Below are 22,660 nucleotides of genomic sequence, written 5' to 3' on the forward strand. Positions count from 1 at the left end.
AATGAGCAAGCAGCCGAAAGTCTCCAAACGGGGCGCGATTCCGCCCTTTTTCGTCATGGAAGTGATGCGCGCCGCCGCCGAGCGGGAGGCCGCCGGGCGCGAGGTGTTGCACATGGAGGTTGGCCAGCCCTCCACCGGCGCGCCGAAAGCGGTGCTGGACAAGGCCGCGTCGCTGCTGGCGGGCGGCGATCCGCTGGGCTACACCGGGGCGCTGGGCATCCCGCCGCTGCGCGCCGCCATCGCCCAATGGTATCGGGACCGCTACGGCGTCGCCGTGCCGGAGAGCCGGGTGGTCGTCACCACCGGCTCGTCGGGGGCGTTCCAGCTCGGTTTTTTGGCGGCGTTCGATCCGGGCGACCGGGTGGCGATGGCCTCGCCCAGCTATCCGGCCTACCGCCACACGCTGACCGCCATCGGGGTGGAGCCGGTCGAACTGCCGACCGGGCCGGAGCACCGCTTCCAGCCGACCATCGCGTTGCTGGAACAGCTTGACCCGCCGGTGCAGGGCCTGATCGTCGCCAGCCCGGCCAACCCGACCGGCACGATGCTGAGCCGCGAAGAGCTGACCGCGCTGTCCGACTGGTGCAAGGCCAACGGCGTGCGCATGGTGTCGGACGAGATCTATCACGGCCTGACCTATGGAACCGACGCGGTGACGGCGGCGGAGATCAACGAGCAGGCCTTGGTGGTCAACAGCTTCTCGAAATACTTCTCGATGACGGGCTGGCGGCTGGGCTGGATGATCGTGCCGGACGATCTGATCCGTTCGGTCGAGTGTCTGGCGCAGAACCTGTTCATCTCGGCCCCCACCATCAGCCAGATCGCGGCGGTCGAAGCCTTCGCCTGCACCGAGGAGTTGGAGGGCCACATCGCCCGCTACGCCCGCAACCGGGCGCTGCTGCTGGAAGAGCTGCCGAAGGCCGGATTCAGCAATCTTGCCCCGGCGGACGGCGCGTTCTACATCTACGCCGACGTGTCGGCGATGACCGATGACAGCGAGGCGTTGGCCAAGCAAATCCTGGAAGACACCGGAATCGCCTGCACGCCGGGCATCGATTTCGACCCGGCGCGCGGACGCCGCTTCCTGCGCTTCAGCTTCGCCGGATCGGAAGCGACCATCGCCGAAGCGGCGCGGCGGCTGATCGCGTGGAGTCGGCGTTAGAGGCTTGTGAAGCGCTGATGGGGGAGGGATTTTTTTGACACCGATGAACACAGATAAACACAGATGAATGGGGGGTGAGTGGTCGCCGGATGGGCGGGCGCTCACCCAAGCGCAGAACAGTCCGGGTTCATCAAAAATCTGTGTTTATCTGTGTTCATCGGTGTCAAACCCTCACCGATCCAGTCATGGATGGACCGGGTGATAAACACCTGATGATGGGAGAGGGATTTTTTGACACCGATGAACACAGATGGACACCGATGAACGGTGATGAGTGGTTGCCGGATTGGCGACGCTCACCCAAGCGCGGAACAGTCTGTGTTCATCCATAATCTGTGTTTATCGGTGTTCATCGGTGTCAAACCCCCACCGATTCAGTCATGTACAGACCGGGTGACGAACACTCTCCCACCTCACCCGGCGTAACGGATCTCCAAGACTTCCAGTTTTTCCACCCCCGCCGGGGTCCGCACCTCGACCACGTCGCCTTCGCGGGCTTTCAGCAGGGCGCGGGCGATGGGGGAGATCCAACTGATGTGGCCGTGGTCGGAATCGACCTCGTCCACGCCGACGATGGTGACGGTGTTTTCCGAATCATCCTCGCGGGCGTAGGTCACGGTCGCCCCGAAAAAGACCTGTTCGCGGTTCTTCTGGTCCTGCGGGTTGACCACGCTGGCCGATTCCAGCCGTTTGTTGAGAAAGCGGATGCGGCGGTCGATCTCGCGCAGCCGCTTCTTGCCATAGAGATAATCACCATTCTCGGAGCGGTCGCCGTTGCCCGCCGCCCAGGACACCACCTCAACCACCTTCGGGCGTTCGACGCGCAGCAGGTGGCGCAACTCCTCCTGCATGCGCTGGAAGCCCGGCGGGGTCATGTAGTTTTTCAGACCCTTGGGCAGCGGTTGCGGCTCTTCGAGATCGTCGTCGTCGTCGGGGTTGTCGTTCTCGCGGGTGAACGCCTTGCTCATGATCGGACCTGACAAACAGAGCGGGACGGGGGAAACGGAAAAGGCGCCTTTCGGCGCCTTTTCCTCACTCATGGGCTTTCGCCGTTTGGCTTAGCGCCGCCACCAACCCCGACGGGTCTTTTCGGCGGGAGCGTCAGCGGCGGGGGCTTCAGCAGCCGGGGTTTGGACCACCGGCGCTTCCACCACCGGAGCCGGGGCCGGAGCCTCGACTGCCGGAACCTCAACCGCTGCCGGAGCCGCCGGAGCTTCGACCGGCGCCTCGACGGCGGTCTTGCGCTTGCGGGCCGGAGCCTTCTTGGCCGGAGCCTCTTCGGCGATGGACGCATCGGCGACGGGGGCCTCGGCGGCCTTGGCGGGAGCCTTGCGGCGTCCCTTGGGGGCCGGAGCCTCGTCAACCACCGCCGCCGGAGCGTCAACCGGCGCCTCGACGGCGGTCTTGCGCTTGCGGGCCGGAGCCTTCTTGGCCGGGGCCTCTTCGGCGACCGGGGCTTGGGCGACCGGGGCTTCGGCGGCCTTGGCGGCCGCCTTGCGGCGTCCCTTGGGGGCCTCGTCCACCACCGCCGCCGGAGCTTCGACCGGCGCGTCTGCGGCGGTCTTGCGCTTACGGGCGGGCTTCTTCGCCGGGGCCTCGTCAACAACGACCGGGGCCGGAGCCTCGTTCACCACCGCGACCGGAGCTTCATTGGCCGGGGCGAGGATTTCGTCGAAGTCGATCACTTCCGGCACGGGGGCCACCGCAACCGGGGGCACGGCAACCGAAGCTTCGGCGTCGGTCTCGTCGTCGGTCGCGGTTTCGGCGGACACCGCCTCATCCGTGATCTCCGAGCCGTCGCGACGGGTCCGCCGACGGCCACCGCGCTTGCCGCGCCGACGCTTCTTGCGACCGTCCGCGTTGCGGTCGTTCGCCTCGTCGCCACCCTCGTCGTCGCCGTCCTCGTCCTCATCGCCTTCGCCGTCATTCTCGACGTCGCTGACAATGTCGGTCGGGATGGCGGCGGGCAGTTCGGCGGCCTCGTCGGCGGTCTCGCCTTCGACGTCGGCGGTCTCGCCGTCAACCTCGTCGGACTCGCCGTCGGCGACGGTCTCGCCACGGCCATCCTCGCGTTCGCCACGGCCACGGCCACGGCGGCGACGGCGACGGCGGCGGCGTTCGGCGGCCTCGGCGGTTTCCGCCACGCCCTCGGGGGCGGCGACGTCGGCCTCGTCCTCGGTCTCGACCGTTTCGACGGCCTCGACCTCTTCGACGATCTCCTCAACCGGCTCGGCGGCCAGCGCGCGGTCGGTTTCGGCCATCGCGCGGTCGGCGCTGACCAGCGGACCATCCTCGTCCGGCAGACGGGCGCGGTTGCGCTCCAGCCGGTGATCGGGGGCGATCAGCGTGTCGTCGGCCTGAACCATGACGTGGAAGCCGTGACGCTCCTCGATCTTGGTCAGTTCGGCGCGCTTCTGGTTGAGGATGTAGAGCGCGATTTGCGTCGGCACATAGATGGTGATCTCGGCCGACCGCTTGCGGATGCCCTCTTCCTCGATGGCGCGCAGGATGTGCAGCGACGCCGATTCGACGGAGCGGATGACGCCGGTGCCCGAGCAGTGCGGGCAACGCTCGAAGTTGGTTTCCAACAGCGACGGGCGCAGACGCTGACGCGACAGCTCCAACAGACCAAAGGCGGAGATCCGGCCAAGCTGGATGCGCGCCCGGTCGTTCTTCATCGCCTCCTTCATCCGACGTTCGACCGAGGCGTTGTTGCGCGCCTCTTCCATGTCGATGAAGTCGATGACGATCAGACCGGCCAGATCGCGCAGACGCAACTGGCGCGCCACCTCGTCGGCGGCCTCCAGATTGGTCTTGTAGGCGGTTTCCTCGATGTTGCGTTCGCGGGTCGATTTCCCGGAATTGACGTCGATGGAAACCAGCGCCTCGGTCGGGTTGATGACGATGTAGCCGCCGGAGCGAAGCTGGACCACCGGGCTGTGGATGGCGTCGATCTGCGTTTCCACCTGATAACGGTGGAACAGCGGGATCGTGTCGTCGCGGTATTGCTGCACGCGGCGGGTGTGGCCGGGCATCAGCATGCCCATGAACTCGCGCGCCGTGCGGAACCCGGCCTCGCCCTCGACCCAAATCTCGTCGATGTCGGCGGCGTAGAGGTCGCGGATCGACCGCTTGATGAGGTTCGCCTCTTCATAGATGAGGCAGGGCGCCGACGACTTCAGCGTTTGTTCGCGGATGTCGTCCCACAGACGCAGCAAATATTCCAGATCGCGCTTGATCTCCGGCTTGGACCGCTCCAGACCGGCGGTGCGCAGGATGACCGCCATGCCGTCGGGAATGTCCAGATCGGACAGAATTTCCTTCAGGCGCTTGCGATCCGCCGGGTTGGTGATCTTGCGGGAAATCCCGCCGCCCCGCCCGGTGTTGGGCATCAGCACGCAGTAGCGGCCCGGCAGGGACAGGTAGGTGGTCAGCGCGGCGCCCTTGTTGCCGCGCTCTTCCTTCGTCACCTGGACCAGCATGACCTGGCGGCGCTTGACGACCTCTTGGATCTTGTAGCTGCGCAGCGGACGGGCGCGGCGGCGTTGAACCTCCTCGACCTCTTCCTCTTCGTCGCCGCCCAGCACGTCGGGGTTTTCCGGCGGGGCGACGTCGTCGCCATGGCCATTGCTGTCGTCGAAGCCTTCGGCGCTCATCGCGTCGTTGTCGCCCGACTCCGGCGCGATGGGCGAGGGCATCGGCGAGGATTCGTCGATCACCTGCTCAGGGCGCACCGGCTCGGCCATCACGGCGCCGTCGGCGGCGGCTTCGGCGCGCGCCTCGGCCTGTTCGTCCAGGCGGCGCTCTTCAGCCAGAAGCGCTTCGCGGTCGGCGACCGGGATGCGGTAATAGTCGGGATGAATTTCCGAGAAGGCGAGGAAGCCGTGGCGGTTGCCGCCATACTCCACAAAGGCCGCCTGAAGCGAAGGCTCAACCCGCGTGACTTTCGCGAGGTAGATGTTGCCCTTCAACTGCTTGCGGCTGGCGATCTCAAAATCGAGTTCTTCCAGCCGATTCCCACTCACCACGGCGACCCGGGTTTCTTCCGGGTGCGTGGCGTCCACCAGCATGCGCTTGGCCATACACGTTCCTCAACGACGCGATCCCGGCTGACCCGCGCGACCGACAGGGCCGCCTGGAGGCATCGTCTGTTGTGGGCGAAGCGTGCGGCGCAGGGACCGGCGCCGTCGAACGGCGCTGATAAAAGCAGCCAGGACGGGTCGGTCGACAAGCGCCGGGCGGCGGCCTTGCGGCCGCAACCAGCTTCGAGGTTTCGTCCTCTCACCGGCAATCCGAACGCGTCACCCAACGACAGACGTCCGGCTTGGTTGCCGGTCGGAGCCTGTTGCTCGCGGGCGACGCCGCAAATCCTTGAACCATGGGCCTTGATCGGATGATCGAAACGGCGTCGGTTCGAGGAACTGGCGAATTGCGGTTTGTCGCAGCGATACCATAGACAAGAGATCCGGCTTGCACAACGCGGAAATATGACGATTCGCAGGGATGAGGCTTCTTCGAGTCGGGACCGACGGCGCGCCCGCCCGGTGTTGCAGGAACGGCGCGTCGGCGTGAAATTCACGCCCCGCGCCGTCGTCCACGTTGAGACGGTCGGCGGGGCTGGCTATAGCTGGGGGGAGCGATGTCGAACCCGGTGCCTTGTGGAGCGTCCGTCCCCCCTTCTGTCCCGTCTTCAGCGCGTCGCCCGTGGCGGGCGGCGGGTCGCCGCGCGCGCGTTCGGCGGGCTGCTGCTGGCGGTGACGGTTCTGGCGGCTTCGGGCGCGGGCGGCGCGGCGCGGGCGCAGACCACGGCCTTTTTGCCGTCGCCGACGCCGTCGGCCAAGGCGGCGGTGGTGGACGCCCGACTGGGGATTCATCCCGACAAGACGCGCTTCGTGCTGGAACTCAGCGACACGGTTTCCTTCACGGTGACGGCGCAGGCCAACCCCTACCGGATCATCGTCGATCTGCCCGATCTGGTTTGGTCGGGCGGGGCGGTGCCGATGGAGGGCAAGGGCATCGTCGCCCGCTACCGCTATTCCACCCCGACGCCTGGCGCCCTGCGCGTCACCTTCGAGACGGTCGGCCCCGCCAAGGTGCGCGAGGCCTACATGATCCCGCCGCGCGACGGGCATCAATCGCGCTTCGTCCTGGATCTGGAGCGCGCCTCGCCCGTTGAGTTTCAGCGGCTGGCCGCCGCCGCTCCGCCCGAACCGAAACGCCCGACCGAACGGACCACCAAGAGCGAGGGCAAGGGGGAGGCCGCGCCGGGGCTGGCCCTGTCCGCGCCGCCGTCGGCGCCCGCCGAACCTCCGTCGGCTTCGCCGCCTGCCCAGATGATCCCCGCCGCGCTGCCGATGACCGCGCCAAGCCTGACTGTTCCGGTGTCGCCTGCGCCAAAGGCGCCGTCTCTGCTGGAAAAGCCGTTGATCGTGCTGGATCCCGGCCATGGCGGCCCCGACCCCGGCGCCATCGGCGTGGGCGGTCTGCATGAAAAGGACATCACGCTGGCCGCCGCCCGCGAGGCCAAACGCCAGTTGGAGGCGACGGGCCGCTACCGCGTGCGGCTGACCCGTGACAAGGATGTGTTTGTCCGCTTGCGCGACCGGGTGGCGATCGCGCGTGAGGCCGAGGCGAACCTGTTCATTTCCCTGCACGCCGACAGCATCGGCAGCGGCGAGATGCGCGGCCTGTCGATCTACACTCTCTCCGACAAGGCGTCCGACCGCGAGGCGGAAATGTTGGCCGCCAAGGAAAACCGCGCCGACGCCATCGCTGGGTTGGATTTGTCGGGTGAGAATGCTCTGGTCGCCAGCATCCTGATTGATCTGGCCCAGCGCGACACGATGAACCACTCCAAACGCTTCGCCAAATTCGCTCTGGAGCATCTCGGGCGCGAGGTGAAGCTGATTCCCAGCAAGCCGCACCGGCAGGCCGGTTTCGCCGTGTTGACCGCGCCCGACGTGCCGTCGGCCCTCATCGAGATGGGCTATCTGTCGAGCCGCCAGGACGCCAGCCTGCTGACCACCGCCGACCACCGCGAAAAGCTGGGCCGGGCGCTGGCCCGCACCATCGACGCCTATTTCAAATGGCTGAGCGGCGCCAAGGCGCGGTGATTGGCGCCGGTGGCGAGCGCCATCGGTTCGATAAACCCTCTGCCCTCTGCGTGACACATTGTCCTGGCATGTCGGGAATGGGGGCGCGCATCCGGGCCGCATGGTGATAGGATGCGGCGTCTTATGGGGTGCTCCAAAGCGGGTTGCGGCGGTTTTTCAACCGTTGCGGAACGCGAGCGCCCGTTTTGTTGTTTGCGGACGGTGTTCCTCGTCGGTCTTCTTGGGATTGGTCATGCGCCTTCTTCTGTCTCTGCTGATGGGTTTGGTGATGCTGGCGCTGGCTGGCGCCGGCGGGCTGGTTTTCCTGCTCGACCATTACAACCAGGATTTGCCGGATTACACCAAGCTGGCCAATTACCAGCCGCCGGTGACGACCCGCGTCCATGCGGGCGACGGGCGGCTTCTGGCTGAATTCGCGTCGGAACGGCGGGTCTTCGTGCCGATGGACGCGATGCCGCGCCGGGTCGTCAACGCCTTCATGTCCGCCGAGGACAAAAATTTCTACGAGCACAAGGGCGTCGATCCGACCGGCGTCCTGCGCGCCGTGCTGATGAACGTCGAAAATCTGGGGCGCGACCGTCGCCCGGTCGGCGCCAGCACGATCACGCAGCAGGTCGCCAAGAACATGCTGCTGACCAACGAGGTGTCTTTCGCCCGCAAGATCAAGGAAGCGATCCTGGCGGTCCGCATCGAGCGGGCCTTCACCAAGGACCGCATCATGGAGCTGTATCTCAACGAGATCTTCCTGGGCTTCCGGTCTTACGGCGTGGCGGCGGCGGCGCTGAATTATTTCAACAAGGCGTTGGACGAGTTGGAGATCGAGGAGGTCGCCTATCTGGCGGCCCTGCCCAAGGCGCCCAGCAACTACCACCCCGAACGCCAGCGCGACGCGGCGGTCGCCCGGCGCAATTGGGTGATCGGGCGCATGGCCGAAGACGGCTACATCACGGCGGAAGAGGCCCGCGCCGCCCAGGCCAAGCCGCTGGTGGTGCGCAAGCGTGACGAGCAGGACATGGTGACGGCGGAGTATTTCGCCGAAGAGGTCCGGCGCGAGCTGGTCAAGCTCTATGGCGAACAGGCGCTGTATGAGGGCGGGCTGTCGGTGCGCTCCTCGATGGATCCGCAGCTTCAGACCGTGGCGACCAAGGCGCTGCGGGATGGTCTGGTGGCCTATGACCGCCGCCATGGCTGGCGCGGCCCGGTCGGCAAGATGGACAGCTTTGACGCGTGGCCGAAGAAGCTCGCCGCCATCGCGCCCCCGGCGGGCAGCGAGGGTTGGAAGCTGGCGGTCGTGCTGAAGGACGATCTGGCCGACGGGCTGGACATCGGTTTGGTCGATGGCGCGCGCGGCAAGATCCCGATGAGCGAGCTGCGCTGGGCGCGCGCCTTCAAGGACGACGACGCGCTTGGCCCGACGGTCCGCAAGCCGTCGGACGTCGCCAAGCTGGGCGATCTGCTGCTGGTCGAGCCGACCAACGGCAAGGACGAGAAGGGCAAGGATTTGCCGTCCGGCAGCTACTACGCGCTGCGGCAAATCCCGGCGGTGCAGGGCGGCTTGGTCGCGCTGGATCCGCACACGGGCCGCGTGCTGGCGATGGTCGGGGGTTTTTCCCCGCACATGAGCGTGTTCAACCGCGCCACCCAGGCGATGCGGCAACCCGGTTCGTCCTTTAAGCCCTTCGTCTATCTGACCGCGCTGAACCAAGGGCTGACGCCGTCCACCCTGGTGATGGACGCGCCGTTTGAGTTCAACCCCGGCGGCGGGCAACCGATCTGGCGGCCGGAAAATTACAGCGGCCAGTTCTATGGTCCGACGCCGCTGCGCGTCGGCATTGAGAAGTCGCGCAACGTCATGACCGTGCGTCTGGCCCAGAACATCGGCATGGACAAGGTGAAGGCGCTGGTCGAAAAATTCGGCATTACGGACAATTTGCACCCCTATTTGCCGATGGCGCTGGGCGCCGGCGAAACCACGGTGCTGCGTTTGTCCACCGCCTACGCGATGCTCGCCAACGGCGGCAAGCGGGTTGTGCCGACCTTCATCGACCGCATCCAGGACCGCAACGGCAAGACCATTTTCCGTCACGACACCCGGCCCTGCGCCAATTGCGCCGCGCCCGCTTGGCGCGATGGGTTGACGACGCCCGCGATTCCCGACAACCGCGAACAGATCAACGACCCGCGCACCGCCTATCAGATCGTGTCGATCCTGGAGGGCGTGGTTCAGCGCGGCACGGCGACGGCGCTGCTGTCGCTTGGCAAGCCGCTGGCGGGCAAGACCGGCACCACCAACGACAGCAACGACGCGTGGTTCATGGGCTTCTCCCCCGATCTGGTGGTCGGCACCTACATCGGCTTCGACCAACCGCGCTCGCTGGGATCGCACGAAACCGGCGGATCGGCGGCGGTTCCGGTCTTCAAGGAGGTGATGACGGAGGCGTTGAAAGACCGCCCGGCGACCCCCTTCCGGGTGCCGCCCGGCCTGCGTCTGGTGCGGGTCAATCCGGCCAACGGCCAGTTGGCCCAGCCCGGCGACCGCAAGGCGATTTGGGAAGCCTTCCTGCCCGGCACCGAACCGAACCCGGATCGACCGCAAATCGTGCTGGATGGGTCGGCCAACGCCAGCCCGACGGTGATCGGCGATCCGTCCGCCCCGCTCGACCCGTCGGCGGGCGCGGCCCCGCCAGCGGCGGCGGCGCAGGGGACCGGCGGGCTGTATTGAGCGTTTCCGACGGGGAAACCCGCCGAGGAAAGAGGGTGCATGCGGGCGGCCAAGCCGCTACACATGCACCCGACATTGTTTCAACTCTAGGCACACGAGGAGGCGCCGCCATGCGGGCCGAGATCGAAGCGGCCGCTGGCGAGATTAGAGAATCGCTGGCGCTGCTGAGGAGGCATCTTTGACTGGGATAACGCGCTGCGTCGTCTCGACGAACTGAACAATCTGGCGGAGGATCCCAAACTTTGGGACGATCCCAACCGCGCCCAAACCATCATGCGCGAGCGCACCCAGCTTGAAACCTCGGTCACGGGGTATCGGGCGTTGGAGCGCGACCTGTCCGACAGCCTGGAGCTGATCGAGATGGGCGAGATGGAAGAGGACGCGACGGTGGTCGCCGACGCCGAATCCCAGCTCTACGCCCTGCGCGAACGCGCCGCCAAGCTCCAGTTGGAAAGCCTGCTGTCGGGCGAGGCCGACGCCAACGATTGCTACGTCGAAGTGAACGCCGGAGCGGGCGGCACCGAGGCGCAGGATTGGGCGTTGATGCTGGTCCGCATGTACACCCGTTGGGCTGAACAGCACGGCTTCAAGTCCGAATGGTTGGAAGAGAGCGCCGGTGAAGAAGCCGGGATCAAATCCGCCACCGTTCAGATCAAGGGCCACAACGCTTATGGCTGGCTGAAGACCGAAGCCGGGGTGCACCGTCTGGTGCGCATCAGCCCGTTCGACAGCCAGGCGCGACGTCAGACCAGCTTCTCCGCCGTTTCGGTGTCGCCGGTGATCGACGACAAGATCGACATCGAGATCAACGAGAAGGATTGCCGGATCGACACCTACCGCGCGTCCGGCGCCGGCGGTCAGCACATCAACAAGACCGACTCGGCGGTCCGCATCACCCACTTGCCCACCAACATCGCGGTGAGCTGCCAGCAGGAGCGGTCCCAGCACAAGAACCGCGCCAAGGCGTGGGACATGCTGCGCGCCCGCCTGTACGAGCGGGAACTGAAGATCCGCGAGGACGCCGCCGCCGCCCTGGAAGCGACCAAGACGGACATTGGTTGGGGCCACCAGATTCGTTCCTACGTCCTGCACCCCTATCAAATGGTGAAGGATTTGCGGACGGGTGTGGAGACCTCGCAAAGTCAGGCGGTGCTCGACGGCGCGCTCGACCCCTTCCTGGAGGCGGCGCTGGCCGCCCGGATCAAGGGGCAGCTCGACGAGGATCTGGAGGGTTGATGACAAAAGCCCCTCTCCTTCCCAAAGGAGAGGGGCTTTTTTCTGCGCGGCGCGGAATGGAATCGCCGCCCGGCGCGTTGGTGGTCTGTGTTCTGTTCAAAATCGGGAGCGTTCGACCATGATCCGCCCTTTGCTCATCGCCTTGCTTGCGGTCCCGTGCGTGGTTGGGCCGTTGACCGTCGCCGCGCCCGCCTTCGCCGCGTCCTGCGGGGCGGGCAGCATGCCGCCGGAGATGTTCAAGACCTACGTCTCCGGGGTGCAGGAGGCGTTGAACGAGCATGGCTTCAGGGCGGGCAAGGTGGACGGCAAGGCCGGGGGACAGACCGGATCGGCCATCCGCGCCTACCAGCGCGCCGCCAAGCTGCCGGTGGACGGCTGCGTCAGCAAGGAACTGCTCGACCATTTGAACTTCGTGCAGCCGAAGATCTACGCCAGCAAGCGGCGGTGACGGCCCTTTCCGTCCTCTCCCAAAGCGGGAGAGGACGGAAACAGGCGAATCACTGGCCGATGAAGCTCAAATCCATGATGGATTTGGCGTCGAGCGTCTTGTCCACTTGGCCTTCCGATTGCCAGAACTTCACCTGATTGACCACGTCGTCGATCAGCAGCTTGGCGTTGGGATCGACGTAGGGCAGACCGGCGGTGACGATTTCCGGCTTCTGCTTGGTCGCGTCGGCGATGATCGTCAGCAGCGCGTCGTACCCCGGCCCCTTGACCAGCGCGCCCGACGAGTCTTTCACGTTGAAAGCCGCGTGGTATTCGGCCAGCGCCGTCTTGTAGGCGCGGACGAACTTCTCAACGACCGGGCGGCGGGTCTGGATGGTCTTCGGGCCGGTGAACAGCGCGCCCAACTGCCAGGGCGTTTCATCGCCCGCCCAACCCAGGATTTGCCCGGCCCCGTCGGCTGCCAACTGGCGGGCGACGGTGGAGGGGGCGAGGATGGCGTCCACCTGACCGCCCTTGAAGGCGGCGACCATCTTCGGCACGTCCTGCAACGGCACCATGGTCACGTCCTTGACCGTGAAGCCGTATTTCTGGCCGAGAATGCCGATCATGTAATGAAAGGTGGAGCCGATGGTGGTGATGGCGATGCGCTTGCCCTTCAACTCCGACGGCTTGGTCAGCCCGGCGGCGTGGGCGGCGTTGGTCGCCACATAGGCGCTGAGCGGAAAGCCCGGCTCGTCGCGGCTCTGCGCGGCGATCATGGTGATCGCGCCCTTGGCGGCGAGGTTGTAGAAGCCCGCCGTCAGGCCGGTGACGCCGAAATCCACGTCGCCCGAGGCGACGGCCACCGGCACCTGTTGGGCCGAGGTGAACATCGACAGGGTGACGTCCAACCCCTCGCGCTCAAAATACCCCTTGGCCTTGGCGATGAAGATCGGGCCGGAGGAGGACAGCGCCAGCACGCCGACGGTCGCCTTGTCCAGGCTCTGGGCCTGAACGGGCACGGTCGTGGCGGGCAGCACGGCGGTGGCCAGGGTCGCGGCGGCGGCGCCCAACACGGCGCGCCGGGTCCAGCTTGCAAACGTCATGGTCGGGTTCCTCTCCGAAAGTTTTTTGGTTGGTTGGGGGCGGCTCAGCGCCAGACCAGCAGGCGGCGCTCCAGAACCGACAGCAGCGTGCCGATGGTCAGCCCCAGGGCGGACATCACCAGAACGCCCGCCAGCAGCGTGTCGGTCTGCATCAGGTTGCCCGCCATCAGCACGAAGGCGCCGATGCCGTATTCCGCGCCGATCATCTCGGCGGCGACCACCAGAATCAAGGCGATGGAGGCGGTGATGCGGAACCCGGCCAGAATGCCCGGCAGCGCCCCCGGCAAGACGATGGAGCGCAGGATTGACCGCCAGGGCAGGCCGAAGCTCTGCGCCATGCGGATCAGGTTGCGCGGCACCGAATCGATGGCGCTGTAGGTGGCGATGACCGTGGGGAAGAAGACGCCAAAGCCGATGGTGGCGAATTTCGACGGTTCGCCGATGCCGAACCACAGGATGAACAGCGGCAGCAGGGCGATTTTTGGAATCGGGAAAAAGGCCGACACCAGCGGCACGCCGACGGCGCGCGCCAGCGATCCGATGCCCATGGCGAAACCAACGATCATGCCGCCCAGCGTTCCCAAACTCCAGCCAACCCCGATCCGCAGCAGCGAGGCTTTCAGGTTCAGCCACAGCGAACCGTCGAGGATCATCCCGGCCAGCGCCGCGCCGACCGCGCTGGGCGGCGGCAGGAACAGCGGGCTGGCCAAGCCAAGGCGGCTCGCCCCTTCCCACAGGCCGATCAGCAGGACGAAGGCGGCCAGCGCCGCCCAGGGGTGACGGCGCACGGTGAAGCCGCCGCCGCGAAAGCGCACGGGCTGGGGGGCGGCGAGGGTGGTCTGTGAATCAAGCACGGGCGATCTCCCGGTCGGCCATCTGGGCTTCGGCCTTCATCAAGGTCCACAGCCGGGCGCGCACCTCGGCCAGATGGGCTTGGGCGGAGGCCTCCAGGCGGCGGTCGCGCGGCTCTTCGATGGTGACGATCTCGCGGATGCGGCCCGGACGGCGGCTCAACACCACCACCCGGTCGGCCAGCCGCAGCGCCTCGTCCAGATTGTGGGTGACGTAAAGCGCCGTCGTTTTTTCCCGCCGCCACAGAGCGAGGAAATCATCCATCAGCAGCTCGCGCGTTTGGGCGTCGAGGGCGGACAGCGGCTCGTCCAGCAGCAGCATGGCCGGGCGCACGGCCAGCGCGCGGGCGATGCCGACCCGCTGGCGCATCCCGCCGGACAATTGCTTGGGCAGGGCCTTGCGGAACTCCTCCAGCCCCATGCGGCGCAGACCATCATTCACCCGCTCGCGCCGTTCGGCGGCGGGCAGGGGGTGATGCTCCAGCGCCAGGGCGACGTTGTCCTCCACCGTCCGCCAGGGCAGCAGGGCGAAATCCTGAAAGATGAAGGTGATTGGGTTCAGGCAGCCGTCGGGAACCGGCCCATCGACCGACACCCGCCCCGCCGTGGGGGCGACGATGCCTCCGGCGATGCCCAGCAGGGTGGATTTGCCGCAACCGCTGGGGCCGATGACCGCCAGCACCTCGCCCTCGTTCAGCGCCAGATCAACGCCGTCGAGCACGGTCAGATCGTCGTAACGATGGGTCAGTTGGGAAATGAGCAGTCGCATCGCGCCCTTGCGGTCGTTCCGGTTCCCGGAGGAAGGGCGGCACTATAGCGCAATCAAGGCTGACGCATAGGTGCGTATGACGAACCAAAGCAAAGGACCAGCCGCGTGACGCGGCTGGCAAGGCGCTTTGGAGGAATTGTCCACGGAAGACCCGCAACAATCCTGGCGCAAGAGAACGCAAGGCGCGTGCCATGAGGCGAGGAGCGGAGAAAATGGCGGATTTCCGCCATTTTTGACACGGAAGGCCGCGCCGACTGTGTGCGGTTTTGGACAGTGGGACGGAAAGACTGACCGGCGGAGCGGACAGCTTTGCCGACCTTACGCGGCGCCGCCGCGCGCGGCCGGGTGGATGGTCGGGGTGAAGGCTTTCAAATTGGCGGCGCAGCGGGCCACCGTCGCCTCGGCCTTGGCGTGGCGGTCACTCAGGCCCGCGTCCTCGACCTCGTCCGGGGTCATCGCCTGCAACAGCACGGTCAGCGTGCGCACATAGGCGCGCAGCATGGCGGCTTCCTCGGGGAAGTCGGGCAGTCCGGCGGCGCTGAGCGCGCGCAGGGAATGCAGTTCGCCGTCCAGCGAATAGGCCGCCGACTCGATGGCCTGGAACGCCTTGGCCAGACGGACATGCTTGAGAACGATCACCTGACCCATCGCGCGACCTCCCGAACGAAGCCCGAGAAAGAACCGACCGCGCAGAGGGGAATCGCGGTCGGCTCAAGTACCCGGAGGAAACACGCCGACCGATGCGCTCGCTGCAACGGTCGACGACCATCATCAAAGCAATGGTTGTGCCAACAGAATGGCGAAGGCTGGACGCGCCGGAAACCAAGGGTTTCGCCGCGCCGCCGTCCCAAGCACCCCGAAATCCGCGCGCTGCAAAGCGCGGAATGCTCGGCAATTTGCGAATTCATCAGCATTTTGCAACGCGCGGATTTCGCATTCGAGATCCGCAGTGCGCGCAAACCGCCCGGCTTTGGGGGCCGGTCCGGTCAGCGTTGGCGCATGGATGGGTGCCAGGCCGTGGTCGCCCGCTCCAGCAGGGCCAAGCCGCCGTAGAAACCCGATCCGGTCAGCGCCGCCACCGTGATCGTCGCCCAAACAATGTCGAGATTCATCCGCGCCACCTCGGTGGAGATGCGGAACCCCATGCCGACCACCGGCGTGCCGAAGAACTCGGCGACGATGGCGCCGATCAGCGCCAGGGTGGAGTTGATCTTCAAGCCGTTGAACAGAAAGGGCAGGGCGTTGGGCAGCCGCAGCTTGACCAAGGTCCGGCCATAGCCCGCGCCGTAGGAGCGCATCAGGTCCAACTGGATGCGCTCGGCGCTCGCCAGACCGGCCAGCGTGTTGATGAGCATGGGAAAGAAGGTCATGACGACAATGACCGCCGCCTTCGACGGCCAGTCGAAGCCGAACCACATCACCATGATCGGCGCGATGCCCACCACCGGGATGGCGCTGGCGAGGTTGCCCAGCGGCAGCAGCCCGCGCGCCAGAAAGGGCACGCGGTCGGCCAGAATCGCCACGGCGAAGCCCGCCCCGCAGCCCATCACATAACCGCGCACGACCGAGGTCAGCACCGTCTGGCCGAAATCGTCCCACAGCACCGGGGCGTGCTGGGCCAGCGCCCCGGCGATCCGGCTGGGGGCGGGCAGCAGGATGGCGGGAACCTGAAAGCCCCGGACCAGAACCTCCCAAGCGACCAGCAGCCCCAGACCGAACAGGCCCGGCACCACGACCGACCGCGTCCAGCCCGGCGCGGCGGACAGCGCGCCCAACACCCGCCACAGCAGCAGGATGGCGGCGATCAGGAACAGCCACACCCCCCAGCCCGCCGACAGATCGACGCCCTCGTTCAGCAGATGCAGCGGCAGCAGCCACGCCATGACGACGCCCGCCAACTCGACCCAGGCGCCCTTGCGGCGCGACGGGGCGGTGCGCCCGCCCACCACCGTCAGCACGACGCCGATCAGGAACATCGGGGCCATGGAGCCGCCGAACCAGGACAGGGTTTCGCCGTTCAGCGTTCCCACCGGCTGGGTCAGCGCCGCCAGGGTCGGCAGGATCAGGGCCAGCAGCCCCCAATCAACCGACGCGCCCAGGCTGGTCCGGTAGGCGCCATTGTCCAGCTCATTGCCCGGTCCATTGTCCGGCCCGTTCGTCGTCTGGCTCATCGCGCTCCCCCCCGGCCCAGCAGGACCAACTCGACGCCGCGCACCACGGCGATCAACAGCACCGACAGCAGCGCCGCCATCACCAGCGCCGCCCAAATCTGCACGGTCTGTCCGTAGTAAGACCCGGACAGCAGCCGCGCGCCCAAACCGGCTTGGCCGCCGGTCGGCAACTCGCCGACGATGGCCCCGGTCACGCTGATGGCGACCGACACCTTGAGGCTGGTGAACAGAAAGGGCAGGGAGGCCGGGAGCCGCAACGACCAGAAGGCGCGCAAGCCTCCCGCCGAATAGGTCCGCATGAGGTCCAGCCACAGCGGATCCGCCGACCGCAGCCCTTTGACCATGCCGACGGTGATCGGGAAGAAGCAGAGATACATGCAAATCACCGCCTTGGGCAGCAGGCCGGTGAAACCCAGATTGCCCAGAATAACGACGATCATCGGCGCGATGGCCAAAATCGGAATGGTTTGGGAAGCGATGACCCAGGGCAGCAGGCTGGCTTCCAGCGTGCGGGTGTAGACGATGCCGACCGCCAGCAGCGTGCCGAGAACCACCCCCATCGCCAGCCCGGTCAGGGCGGCCTGCGCCGTCACCCCGGCGTGGAACAGCAGATTGCGCGGGCTGGTCGGCGCGTAACTCGTCAGCGAGGTCCACAGCTCCGTCAGCACCTGGTCGGGGGTGGGCAGGATCGGGCGCTTCATGCTGTAGGCCTGCGTCAGCAGGTCGGCGAAACCAAAAGGCTTGCCCGCGCGCGTCAACGCCTCCTCGGCCTGCGGCAGATTGAGCCACGCCGCTCCGGCGTACCAGACGACCAGCAGCAGCACGGTCATCGTGGCGACGGGAAGGACGGAGGGGGACAGCCCGCGCTTAATCGTCATAGCTGTGGCCTTCCTTCAGCCCGTCGCGGACGCGGTGGGCGATGGCGGCGAATTCCGGCGATTCGCGGATGTCCAACGTGCGCTCGCGCGGCAGGTCGCAGTCGATGACGTCGAGGATCCGACCGGGGCGCGGACTCATCACCACGATGCGGGTGGACAGGAACACCGCTTCGGCGATGGAGTGGGTGACGAAGACGCAAGTCTTGCCGGTGCCGCGCCACAGTTGCGTCAAGTGCAGGTTCAGATGGTCGCGGGTGATTTCGTCCAGCGCGCCGAACGGCTCGTCCATCAACAGAAGATCGGGCTTCAACGCCAAAGCGCGGGCGATGGAGGCGCGCTGCTGCATGCCGCCCGACAATTGCCAGGGGAATTTCCGCTCGAACCCGGCCAGCCCGACCCGCCCCAACTCCTCCCGCGCGCGGGCCTGCCGTTCGGCGCGCGACAGCCCCATGATCTCCAGCGGCAGCATGACGTTGCGCTCCACCGTCCGCCAGGGGTAGAGGGCGGGGGCCTGGAACACATAGCCGTACAGCCGTTTCAACCGCGCCTGTTCGGGCGTCAGCCCCTCCACCGTGATGGTTCCGGCGGTGGGACGCTCCAGGTCGGCGATGACGCGCAACAGGGTGGTCTTGCCACAGCCGCTCGGCCCGATCAGCGAGACGAAATCGCCCTTGGCGATGGTCAGGCTGACCTCGCTCAACGCCGTGACCGGCTTGCCGTCGGCGGTCGGGTAGATCAGCGACAGGTTTTTGGCCTGAACAATCGGCGCGGCGGGGGCTTGGCGTACGGTCGCCCCGCTGGCGTGGGGCGGTGACGGGCTGTGCACGGAGGGGGATCCTTTTTGCGCGGATCGGGTGTGGGGGGTGTCGGCCACGCTAGCACCGACGCCGACGCGACGCCAGAGTCCCCAACCGCTGCGGGGTTTGCCGTCCAGAGGGTTGATTCGTCGGGGAAAAGCGGCGATGCGACCGGACGGCGAAAAACTCTGGACGGCGCGCCCGCGCGCCCGCAGAGTCGCGCCCATGCAGCCAACCGCCCAACCTTTGGAAATCACGCGCGTGGACAGCGCCACGGGCGCGGTGTTCGTCGCCACCCCGGCGGTCAGCCCGCGCATCCGCACGCGCTATCTGTTGATGGCGGGCTTGTTGGCGATTGGCTTCATCGCCGGGGCCGGGTTGGCCCCCGATTACATCGCCACGATGCTGCAATGGCTGGCGGTGTTCTGCGCCGTGCCGGTGTTGCTGCTGTGGGTGGTGATGCTGACGGAAACGGTGCGGCGGCGCGCCGTGCGGTTGGGGGTGACGCCCGCCGGTCTGACGGTCGATGGCAGCCGCATCTATCCACACGAGGTGATTCGCGATCTGGCGCTGTACCCGCTCGTCGGCGGGCGCCCGCTGTTTTTTTCGCCTGGATCGAGCCGGAGCACGCCTATGGCCACAAGCCGAACTGGGCTGGCGAGCGGTCAGGTGAATCGCCAAACGAGCGCGGTCAAGGCGCCATGAAGGCGAGCGGCCAGCCGCCACGGTTCGCTGGTTCATGCCCACCGGCGCGGGGGCGGCGGGGCATCGTTCTGGTGCGGGGCTTAAGCCTGTCGTCCGGAATCGCTGCTGGCGGCCGCCTGTCGGCGGAATTGCGCGCGCTGCAGCGCAATAAGCCGATCCTTCGCCGCGGACGTCCCCAGCGGGGACGGGGCGAAACACCCGGCCGCCGGCGGGCCGTTTGGATCAGCGGCGCGGAATCGTCGGCAGTTTCCGGCAGGTCTTCTTCCAGCGATCGACAGGTGCCAGATCGTAAGAGACCTCGCCCTCGTCCACGTCGCGGTGCAGGCGTGCCGATGAACTCGGCCGTCGATGGAGACCTTCGGACCGACTGACCCGGCCTTGGCCGGCGGCTCGATCACGATTTGGCGCTTGCCGAAGCGTCTTGCGCAGATAGGCCTGCACACGGGCGACTTCGGTGTCGGTCATCTTGGCGACGGTCGGCTTTGCGGGCGGCATGAGAGGGGTTCCTTTGAGCGAATCGGAAAGCGCGTCATATAGGCGGCTTTTCCGCAAAGGAAAAGCGCAACATGACGCAAGGCGGCGCAATCCTTGGGCGCCGAGAGCGAGGGACCACGGGATGGGGCGGATGAGGGCGATGCTGCGGCGTCTGGCGCTGGTCGCTTGGTTGGGCGTGGGCCTGTTTGACGGGGTGGCGCTGGCGGCGGAAAAATCGGCCTTGCCGCCCGGCGCTTACACGGTGGTGCGTCCCGGCATGATCTTTGAGCGTCCAGCGGTTGGCGCCCATGGGGTGGCGGCGTTGGCGCCGGGGGCGGCGGTCACGGTGCTGGCGGCGCCGGGCGCCGGGAGTTGGGTGAAGATCCGCGACGCGGCGGGTCGGGTCGGCTACGTCACCGCTGGAACCCTGTCGGATCGTTGGGGCGAACCGCCGCCGCCGGTGGCCGCCAAGGAGCGTGGCGTGATCGAAACGGCCCCGGTCATGAGCGCGGAGCAGCCGTCGGCGTCTGGGGCGTCGGCGCCGACCAACAGTGAGGCCAACGCTGCGACCAACGAGGCCGAGACGATGCGGCAGCGCGCGGTTTTGGCGGCGGCGGAGGCCCGGCAGGCGGCGGATCGCGCGCGCGCCGGGGGAGACAGCGCCTTTTGGGGCTATGAGTTTCCCAACGGCGACCGTTACGAGGGATCTTGGTTGGCGGCGGGGTTGGCGCGTCCCCAGCGTCATGGCTTAGGCGTGTACCGCTTTGTCGGCGGCTCCCTCTATGAAGGGGAATGGACGGCGGATCTGATGGCGGGGCTGGGGGTCATGAGCTTTCCTGATGGCGGTCTCTTTGCCGGGCAATTCCGTGATGGGCAGCCGGATGGCTTGGGTGTTTATCATCGTCCCGATGGCGGCGACCACGCTGGCCGCTGGCAGGCTGGCGTTCGGTTGGCGGACTGACCCGTGAACCCCCTACTTTTGGCGTGGAATTTGCTACGCCATTGGTCAGAGCAAGCGGGGGTAAGCCCATGATGCGGAAGAAACTGGGGATGCGCGGCGTTGGAGCCGAAGCGGTTTTGCATTTTGCAAACCGAAACGCGATTCGCGGCGGAAAAAACGCGACACGTTCGCATTTTGCAAATCGTCCGGCGACCGGGCGTCATCTGGAGCAAGCCTGCGCCAGTCTGCAAGACGCGGCGGTCGAGTTGGAAAGCGTGCTGTTCAGCCTGTCCGGTTCAACCGAGCAGGCCGATCTGCACGAGGCCATCGGATCGATCATGGAAACGCTGCAATTGATCGCCGCCACGCAGGCGCGGCTGGAACCATCCGCCGCCGCCGAGTGAGCGGATCGCCAGCGGTTCCGGACGCAGGGCAAGGCCAACACGCAAAAAGGGCGACTCCGATGATCGGGGCCGCCCTTTTTGCGTCGCGTGGGATGGAGAGGGCGGAACGCCGCCCGCCCGATCACTCGGAAACGGTCTGCCAGAAGAAGAACAGGACGGCCAGAACCATGATTGCGATGTCCATGAGACGCTCCCGCTGATCGCTAGGGGGGATGATCGGTGTTTGATGGCCTCTATACGACAGTTTGAGCGCGGGGGGCAGGGGTTCCATAAGGCTGCGGCCATTTGCGCAAAATTTTTTACACCCGACTCGTCGCCGGATCGCTCACCCGGTCCGTCAAACGCTCGTCAGTCGTCAGACGGCTTGCGCGGAATCGATTGGACGGGCGCATCGGGGAAGCGGGGAAATATCATGGATAATCAAAGATATGAAGAGGTCGCGAATTGTTTGGCGAACGTTTTGTCGCCACCGCCGATCACAAGCCTGCAAAGCGGTCTGACAGGATTCGTCTTCCGAGCAGGACGGACACGGATCCGTGCGCAGTCCCTATGACTTTTGTTAGGGGTTGCCCAACCCCCTGGTTTTCTGGCAGAAAAAAGGCCGCTGAGACAGCGGCCTTGAGTTTAGGGAGGAAACGCCCAAGAAGGGCGAAGCAGCAATCGCTTGCTGCACTGCAAAAATAACAAAATCAGGATTTCCCGCAAGCCCTTCAGGTCATCTGAGGCGTTGCTGCGGTGTTTGATGGAAATCTGTTGCCAACGAGCAACAGATTGCAGGGTGATTTTCTTTTTTGCCGCTTTTTTGTGCGATGAGTGTTGAGCCGACGTTCATCAAGGCTTTACCCCTGCGGCGTTAGGCTTGGGTCGTTCCCGCGTTTTGAAGGCCATGGCCATGGACATCGGTTCCGCCACCTCGTCGCCCTCGCTCGTTCAGCCGCAGGCGACCGCGCTCAGCGGTTTGCAGGACGCGCAGGCGCGGGTGAATGACGGAGCGGAACAGTTGGCGGCGGGCAACCTCGACCCGGCGGTGGTGCTGAGCATTTCCTCGGCCCAGGTCGATTTCGCCGCCAACGCCAAAGTGTTCGAGGCGACGCAGGAGAACACCAAGCGTCTGCTGGACATGTTCGCCTGAGCGCGTGCCGTCCAAAAATCCTTACAAAGCCAGATAGGCCCGCCGCACCGACTCGTCGGCCATCAGATCGGCCATCGGGCCAGACCAGCGCACTTGTCCCTTTTCAATGACGCTCGCCCGGTCGGCCACCGCCGCCGCGAAGCCGACATTCTGCTCCGACACCAGAACCGACAAGCCTTCGGCCTTCAGACGGAGCACCGCCTCGGCCATCTGGCGGACGATCAAGGGGGCCAGCCCCTCCGACGGTTCGTCAAGCAGCAGCAGGAACGGGTTGCCCATCAGCGTGCGGGCCAAGGTCAGCATCTGCTGTTCGCCGCCGCTCATCCGCGTGCCGCGCCGCCCGCGCAGCGCCGCCAGATTGGGGAACAGGTCGAACAGTTTTTCCGGCGTCCACACCGGCGCGCCGGGGCGCGGCGGCTGGCGCCCGACTTCCAAATTCTCCTCCACCGTCAGATCGGCGAAGATCCGGCGGTCTTCCGGGACATAGCCGACGCCCAACCGGGCGATGCGGTGGGGCGGCAGCCGGTCGATGGGCCGTCCGTCCAGCGTCACCCGCCCGGATCGCGCCTCGATCAGCCCCATGATCGCTTTCAGCGTCGTGGTTTTGCCCGCGCCGTTGCGGCCCATCAGCGCCACCACCTCGCCCCGCCCGACCGTCAGATCAACGCCGGTCAGAATGTGGGCGCGGCCATACCAGGCTTGCAGCGACTCGGCGCGCAACAGCGGTTCGGGCAATCCGGCTTGTGCGGTTGCGGTTTGCGGGGCCAGGGTTTG

At 66.4% G+C, this 22,660-nt stretch carries 20 protein-coding genes; 9 read left to right on the forward strand and 11 right to left on the reverse strand.

What is annotated here, in order from left to right; genetic code table 11:
* Position 1 precedes the first annotated feature (1 nt).
* Positions 2 to 1,162: a pyridoxal phosphate-dependent aminotransferase gene (locus D3877_RS17980; protein WP_119832061.1), complete on the forward strand. Its 1,161-nt coding sequence runs from the start codon at positions 2 to 4 to the stop codon at positions 1,160 to 1,162.
* 413 nt (positions 1,163 to 1,575) lie between these two features.
* Here the strand turns inward: D3877_RS17980 and greB are convergent, their stop codons facing one another.
* On the reverse strand, positions 1,576 to 2,130 hold the full coding sequence (greB, locus tag D3877_RS17985; protein ID WP_119832534.1) for a transcription elongation factor GreB: 555 nt from the start codon (positions 2,128 to 2,130) through the stop codon (positions 1,576 to 1,578).
* A 90-nt stretch (positions 2,131 to 2,220) separates the two neighbouring features.
* The gene (locus tag D3877_RS17990; protein ID WP_119832062.1) at positions 2,221 to 5,244 is read right to left on the reverse strand and encodes an Rne/Rng family ribonuclease; all 3,024 of its coding nucleotides are present in this window, start codon (positions 5,242 to 5,244) and stop codon (positions 2,221 to 2,223) included.
* A gap of 576 nt (positions 5,245 to 5,820) precedes the next feature.
* On the opposite strand from D3877_RS17990, the gene D3877_RS17995 reads away from it, so the two are divergent.
* From D3877_RS17995 to D3877_RS18010, 4 genes are all read left to right on the forward strand, one after another.
* On the forward strand, positions 5,821 to 7,275 hold the full coding sequence (locus D3877_RS17995) for an N-acetylmuramoyl-L-alanine amidase (RefSeq protein ID WP_238474949.1): 1,455 nt from the start codon (positions 5,821 to 5,823) through the stop codon (positions 7,273 to 7,275).
* A 232-nt stretch (positions 7,276 to 7,507) separates the two neighbouring features.
* On the forward strand, positions 7,508 to 9,997 hold the full coding sequence (locus D3877_RS18000; RefSeq protein WP_119832064.1) for a penicillin-binding protein 1A: 2,490 nt from the start codon (positions 7,508 to 7,510) through the stop codon (positions 9,995 to 9,997).
* Positions 9,998 to 10,107: 110 nt separating this feature from the next.
* Positions 10,108 to 11,233 (forward strand): peptide chain release factor 2 gene (gene prfB / locus D3877_RS18005; RefSeq protein WP_119832065.1). Its coding sequence is split into 2 segments (ribosomal slippage): positions 10,108 to 10,176 and positions 10,178 to 11,233, totalling 1,125 coding nucleotides; the frame shifts between segments, so codons are not numbered across the junction.
* Between the two features lie 118 nt (positions 11,234 to 11,351).
* Positions 11,352 to 11,681, forward strand: a complete 330-nt coding sequence (locus D3877_RS18010; protein WP_119832066.1) for a peptidoglycan-binding domain-containing protein — start codon at positions 11,352 to 11,354, stop codon at positions 11,679 to 11,681.
* 49 nt (positions 11,682 to 11,730) lie between these two features.
* Here D3877_RS18010 and D3877_RS18015 read toward each other — a convergent pair whose 3' ends face one another.
* The 7 genes from D3877_RS18015 to D3877_RS18045 form a co-directional block, all read right to left on the reverse strand.
* On the reverse strand, positions 11,731 to 12,765 hold the full coding sequence (locus tag D3877_RS18015) for an ABC transporter substrate-binding protein (RefSeq protein ID WP_119832067.1): 1,035 nt from the start codon (positions 12,763 to 12,765) through the stop codon (positions 11,731 to 11,733).
* Between the two features lie 44 nt (positions 12,766 to 12,809).
* Positions 12,810 to 13,619 carry an ABC transporter permease gene (locus D3877_RS18020; RefSeq protein ID WP_119832068.1) on the reverse strand — a complete coding sequence of 270 codons (810 nt, stop codon included), beginning with the start codon at positions 13,617 to 13,619 and terminating at the stop codon, positions 12,810 to 12,812.
* Entirely contained in the window at positions 13,612 to 14,385 is a 774-nt protein-coding gene (locus D3877_RS18025; RefSeq protein ID WP_119832069.1) for an ABC transporter ATP-binding protein, read from the reverse strand. Before D3877_RS18025 ends, D3877_RS18020 begins: the two co-directional genes overlap by 8 nt.
* Positions 14,386 to 14,703: 318 nt before the next feature.
* Positions 14,704 to 15,033: a hypothetical protein gene (locus tag D3877_RS18030; RefSeq protein WP_119832070.1), complete on the reverse strand. Its 330-nt coding sequence runs from the start codon at positions 15,031 to 15,033 to the stop codon at positions 14,704 to 14,706.
* Positions 15,034 to 15,371: 338 nt separating this feature from the next.
* Positions 15,372 to 16,556 carry an ABC transporter permease gene (locus D3877_RS18035; RefSeq protein WP_238474950.1) on the reverse strand — a complete coding sequence of 395 codons (1,185 nt, stop codon included), beginning with the start codon at positions 16,554 to 16,556 and terminating at the stop codon, positions 15,372 to 15,374.
* Positions 16,553 to 17,434 (reverse strand): ABC transporter permease, encoded by an 882-nt coding sequence (locus tag D3877_RS18040; RefSeq protein ID WP_119832071.1) that lies wholly within the window; start codon positions 17,432 to 17,434, stop codon positions 16,553 to 16,555. Before D3877_RS18040 ends, D3877_RS18035 begins: the two co-directional genes overlap by 4 nt.
* The gene (locus D3877_RS18045; protein WP_119832536.1) at positions 17,424 to 18,197 is read right to left on the reverse strand and encodes an ABC transporter ATP-binding protein; all 774 of its coding nucleotides are present in this window, start codon (positions 18,195 to 18,197) and stop codon (positions 17,424 to 17,426) included. Before D3877_RS18045 ends, D3877_RS18040 begins: the two co-directional genes overlap by 11 nt.
* Before the next feature lie 295 nt (positions 18,198 to 18,492).
* On the opposite strand from D3877_RS18045, the gene D3877_RS18050 reads away from it, so the two are divergent.
* Entirely contained in the window at positions 18,493 to 18,936 is a 444-nt protein-coding gene (locus D3877_RS18050; protein WP_199720834.1) for a hypothetical protein, read from the forward strand.
* Between the two features lie 222 nt (positions 18,937 to 19,158).
* Here the strand turns inward: D3877_RS18050 and D3877_RS18055 are convergent, their stop codons facing one another.
* A complete protein-coding gene (locus tag D3877_RS18055) occupies positions 19,159 to 19,431 on the reverse strand; it encodes a DUF3126 family protein (RefSeq protein WP_238474951.1) in 273 nt (90 codons plus the stop codon).
* Positions 19,432 to 19,561: 130 nt separating this feature from the next.
* On the opposite strand from D3877_RS18055, the gene D3877_RS18060 reads away from it, so the two are divergent.
* The 3 genes from D3877_RS18060 to D3877_RS18070 all read left to right on the forward strand — a co-directional run bounded on the left by D3877_RS18060 (position 19,562) and on the right by D3877_RS18070 (position 21,886).
* Positions 19,562 to 20,371: an SH3 domain-containing protein gene (locus D3877_RS18060; RefSeq protein WP_147395227.1), complete on the forward strand. Its 810-nt coding sequence runs from the start codon at positions 19,562 to 19,564 to the stop codon at positions 20,369 to 20,371.
* Positions 20,372 to 20,439: 68 nt separating this feature from the next.
* Positions 20,440 to 20,754, forward strand: a complete 315-nt coding sequence (locus D3877_RS18065) for a hypothetical protein (protein ID WP_119832073.1) — start codon at positions 20,440 to 20,442, stop codon at positions 20,752 to 20,754.
* Between the two features lie 892 nt (positions 20,755 to 21,646).
* Entirely contained in the window at positions 21,647 to 21,886 is a 240-nt protein-coding gene (locus tag D3877_RS18070; protein ID WP_119832537.1) for a hypothetical protein, read from the forward strand.
* Positions 21,887 to 21,907: 21 nt separating this feature from the next.
* Here the strand turns inward: D3877_RS18070 and D3877_RS18075 are convergent, their stop codons facing one another.
* Positions 21,908 to 22,621, reverse strand: a complete 714-nt coding sequence (locus D3877_RS18075; RefSeq protein ID WP_119832538.1) for an ABC transporter ATP-binding protein — start codon at positions 22,619 to 22,621, stop codon at positions 21,908 to 21,910.
* Positions 22,622 to 22,660: the final 39 nt, after the last annotated feature.

The organism is Azospirillum cavernae (genome assembly GCF_003590795.1).
Classification (GTDB): domain Bacteria; phylum Pseudomonadota; class Alphaproteobacteria; order Azospirillales; family Azospirillaceae; genus Azospirillum; species Azospirillum cavernae.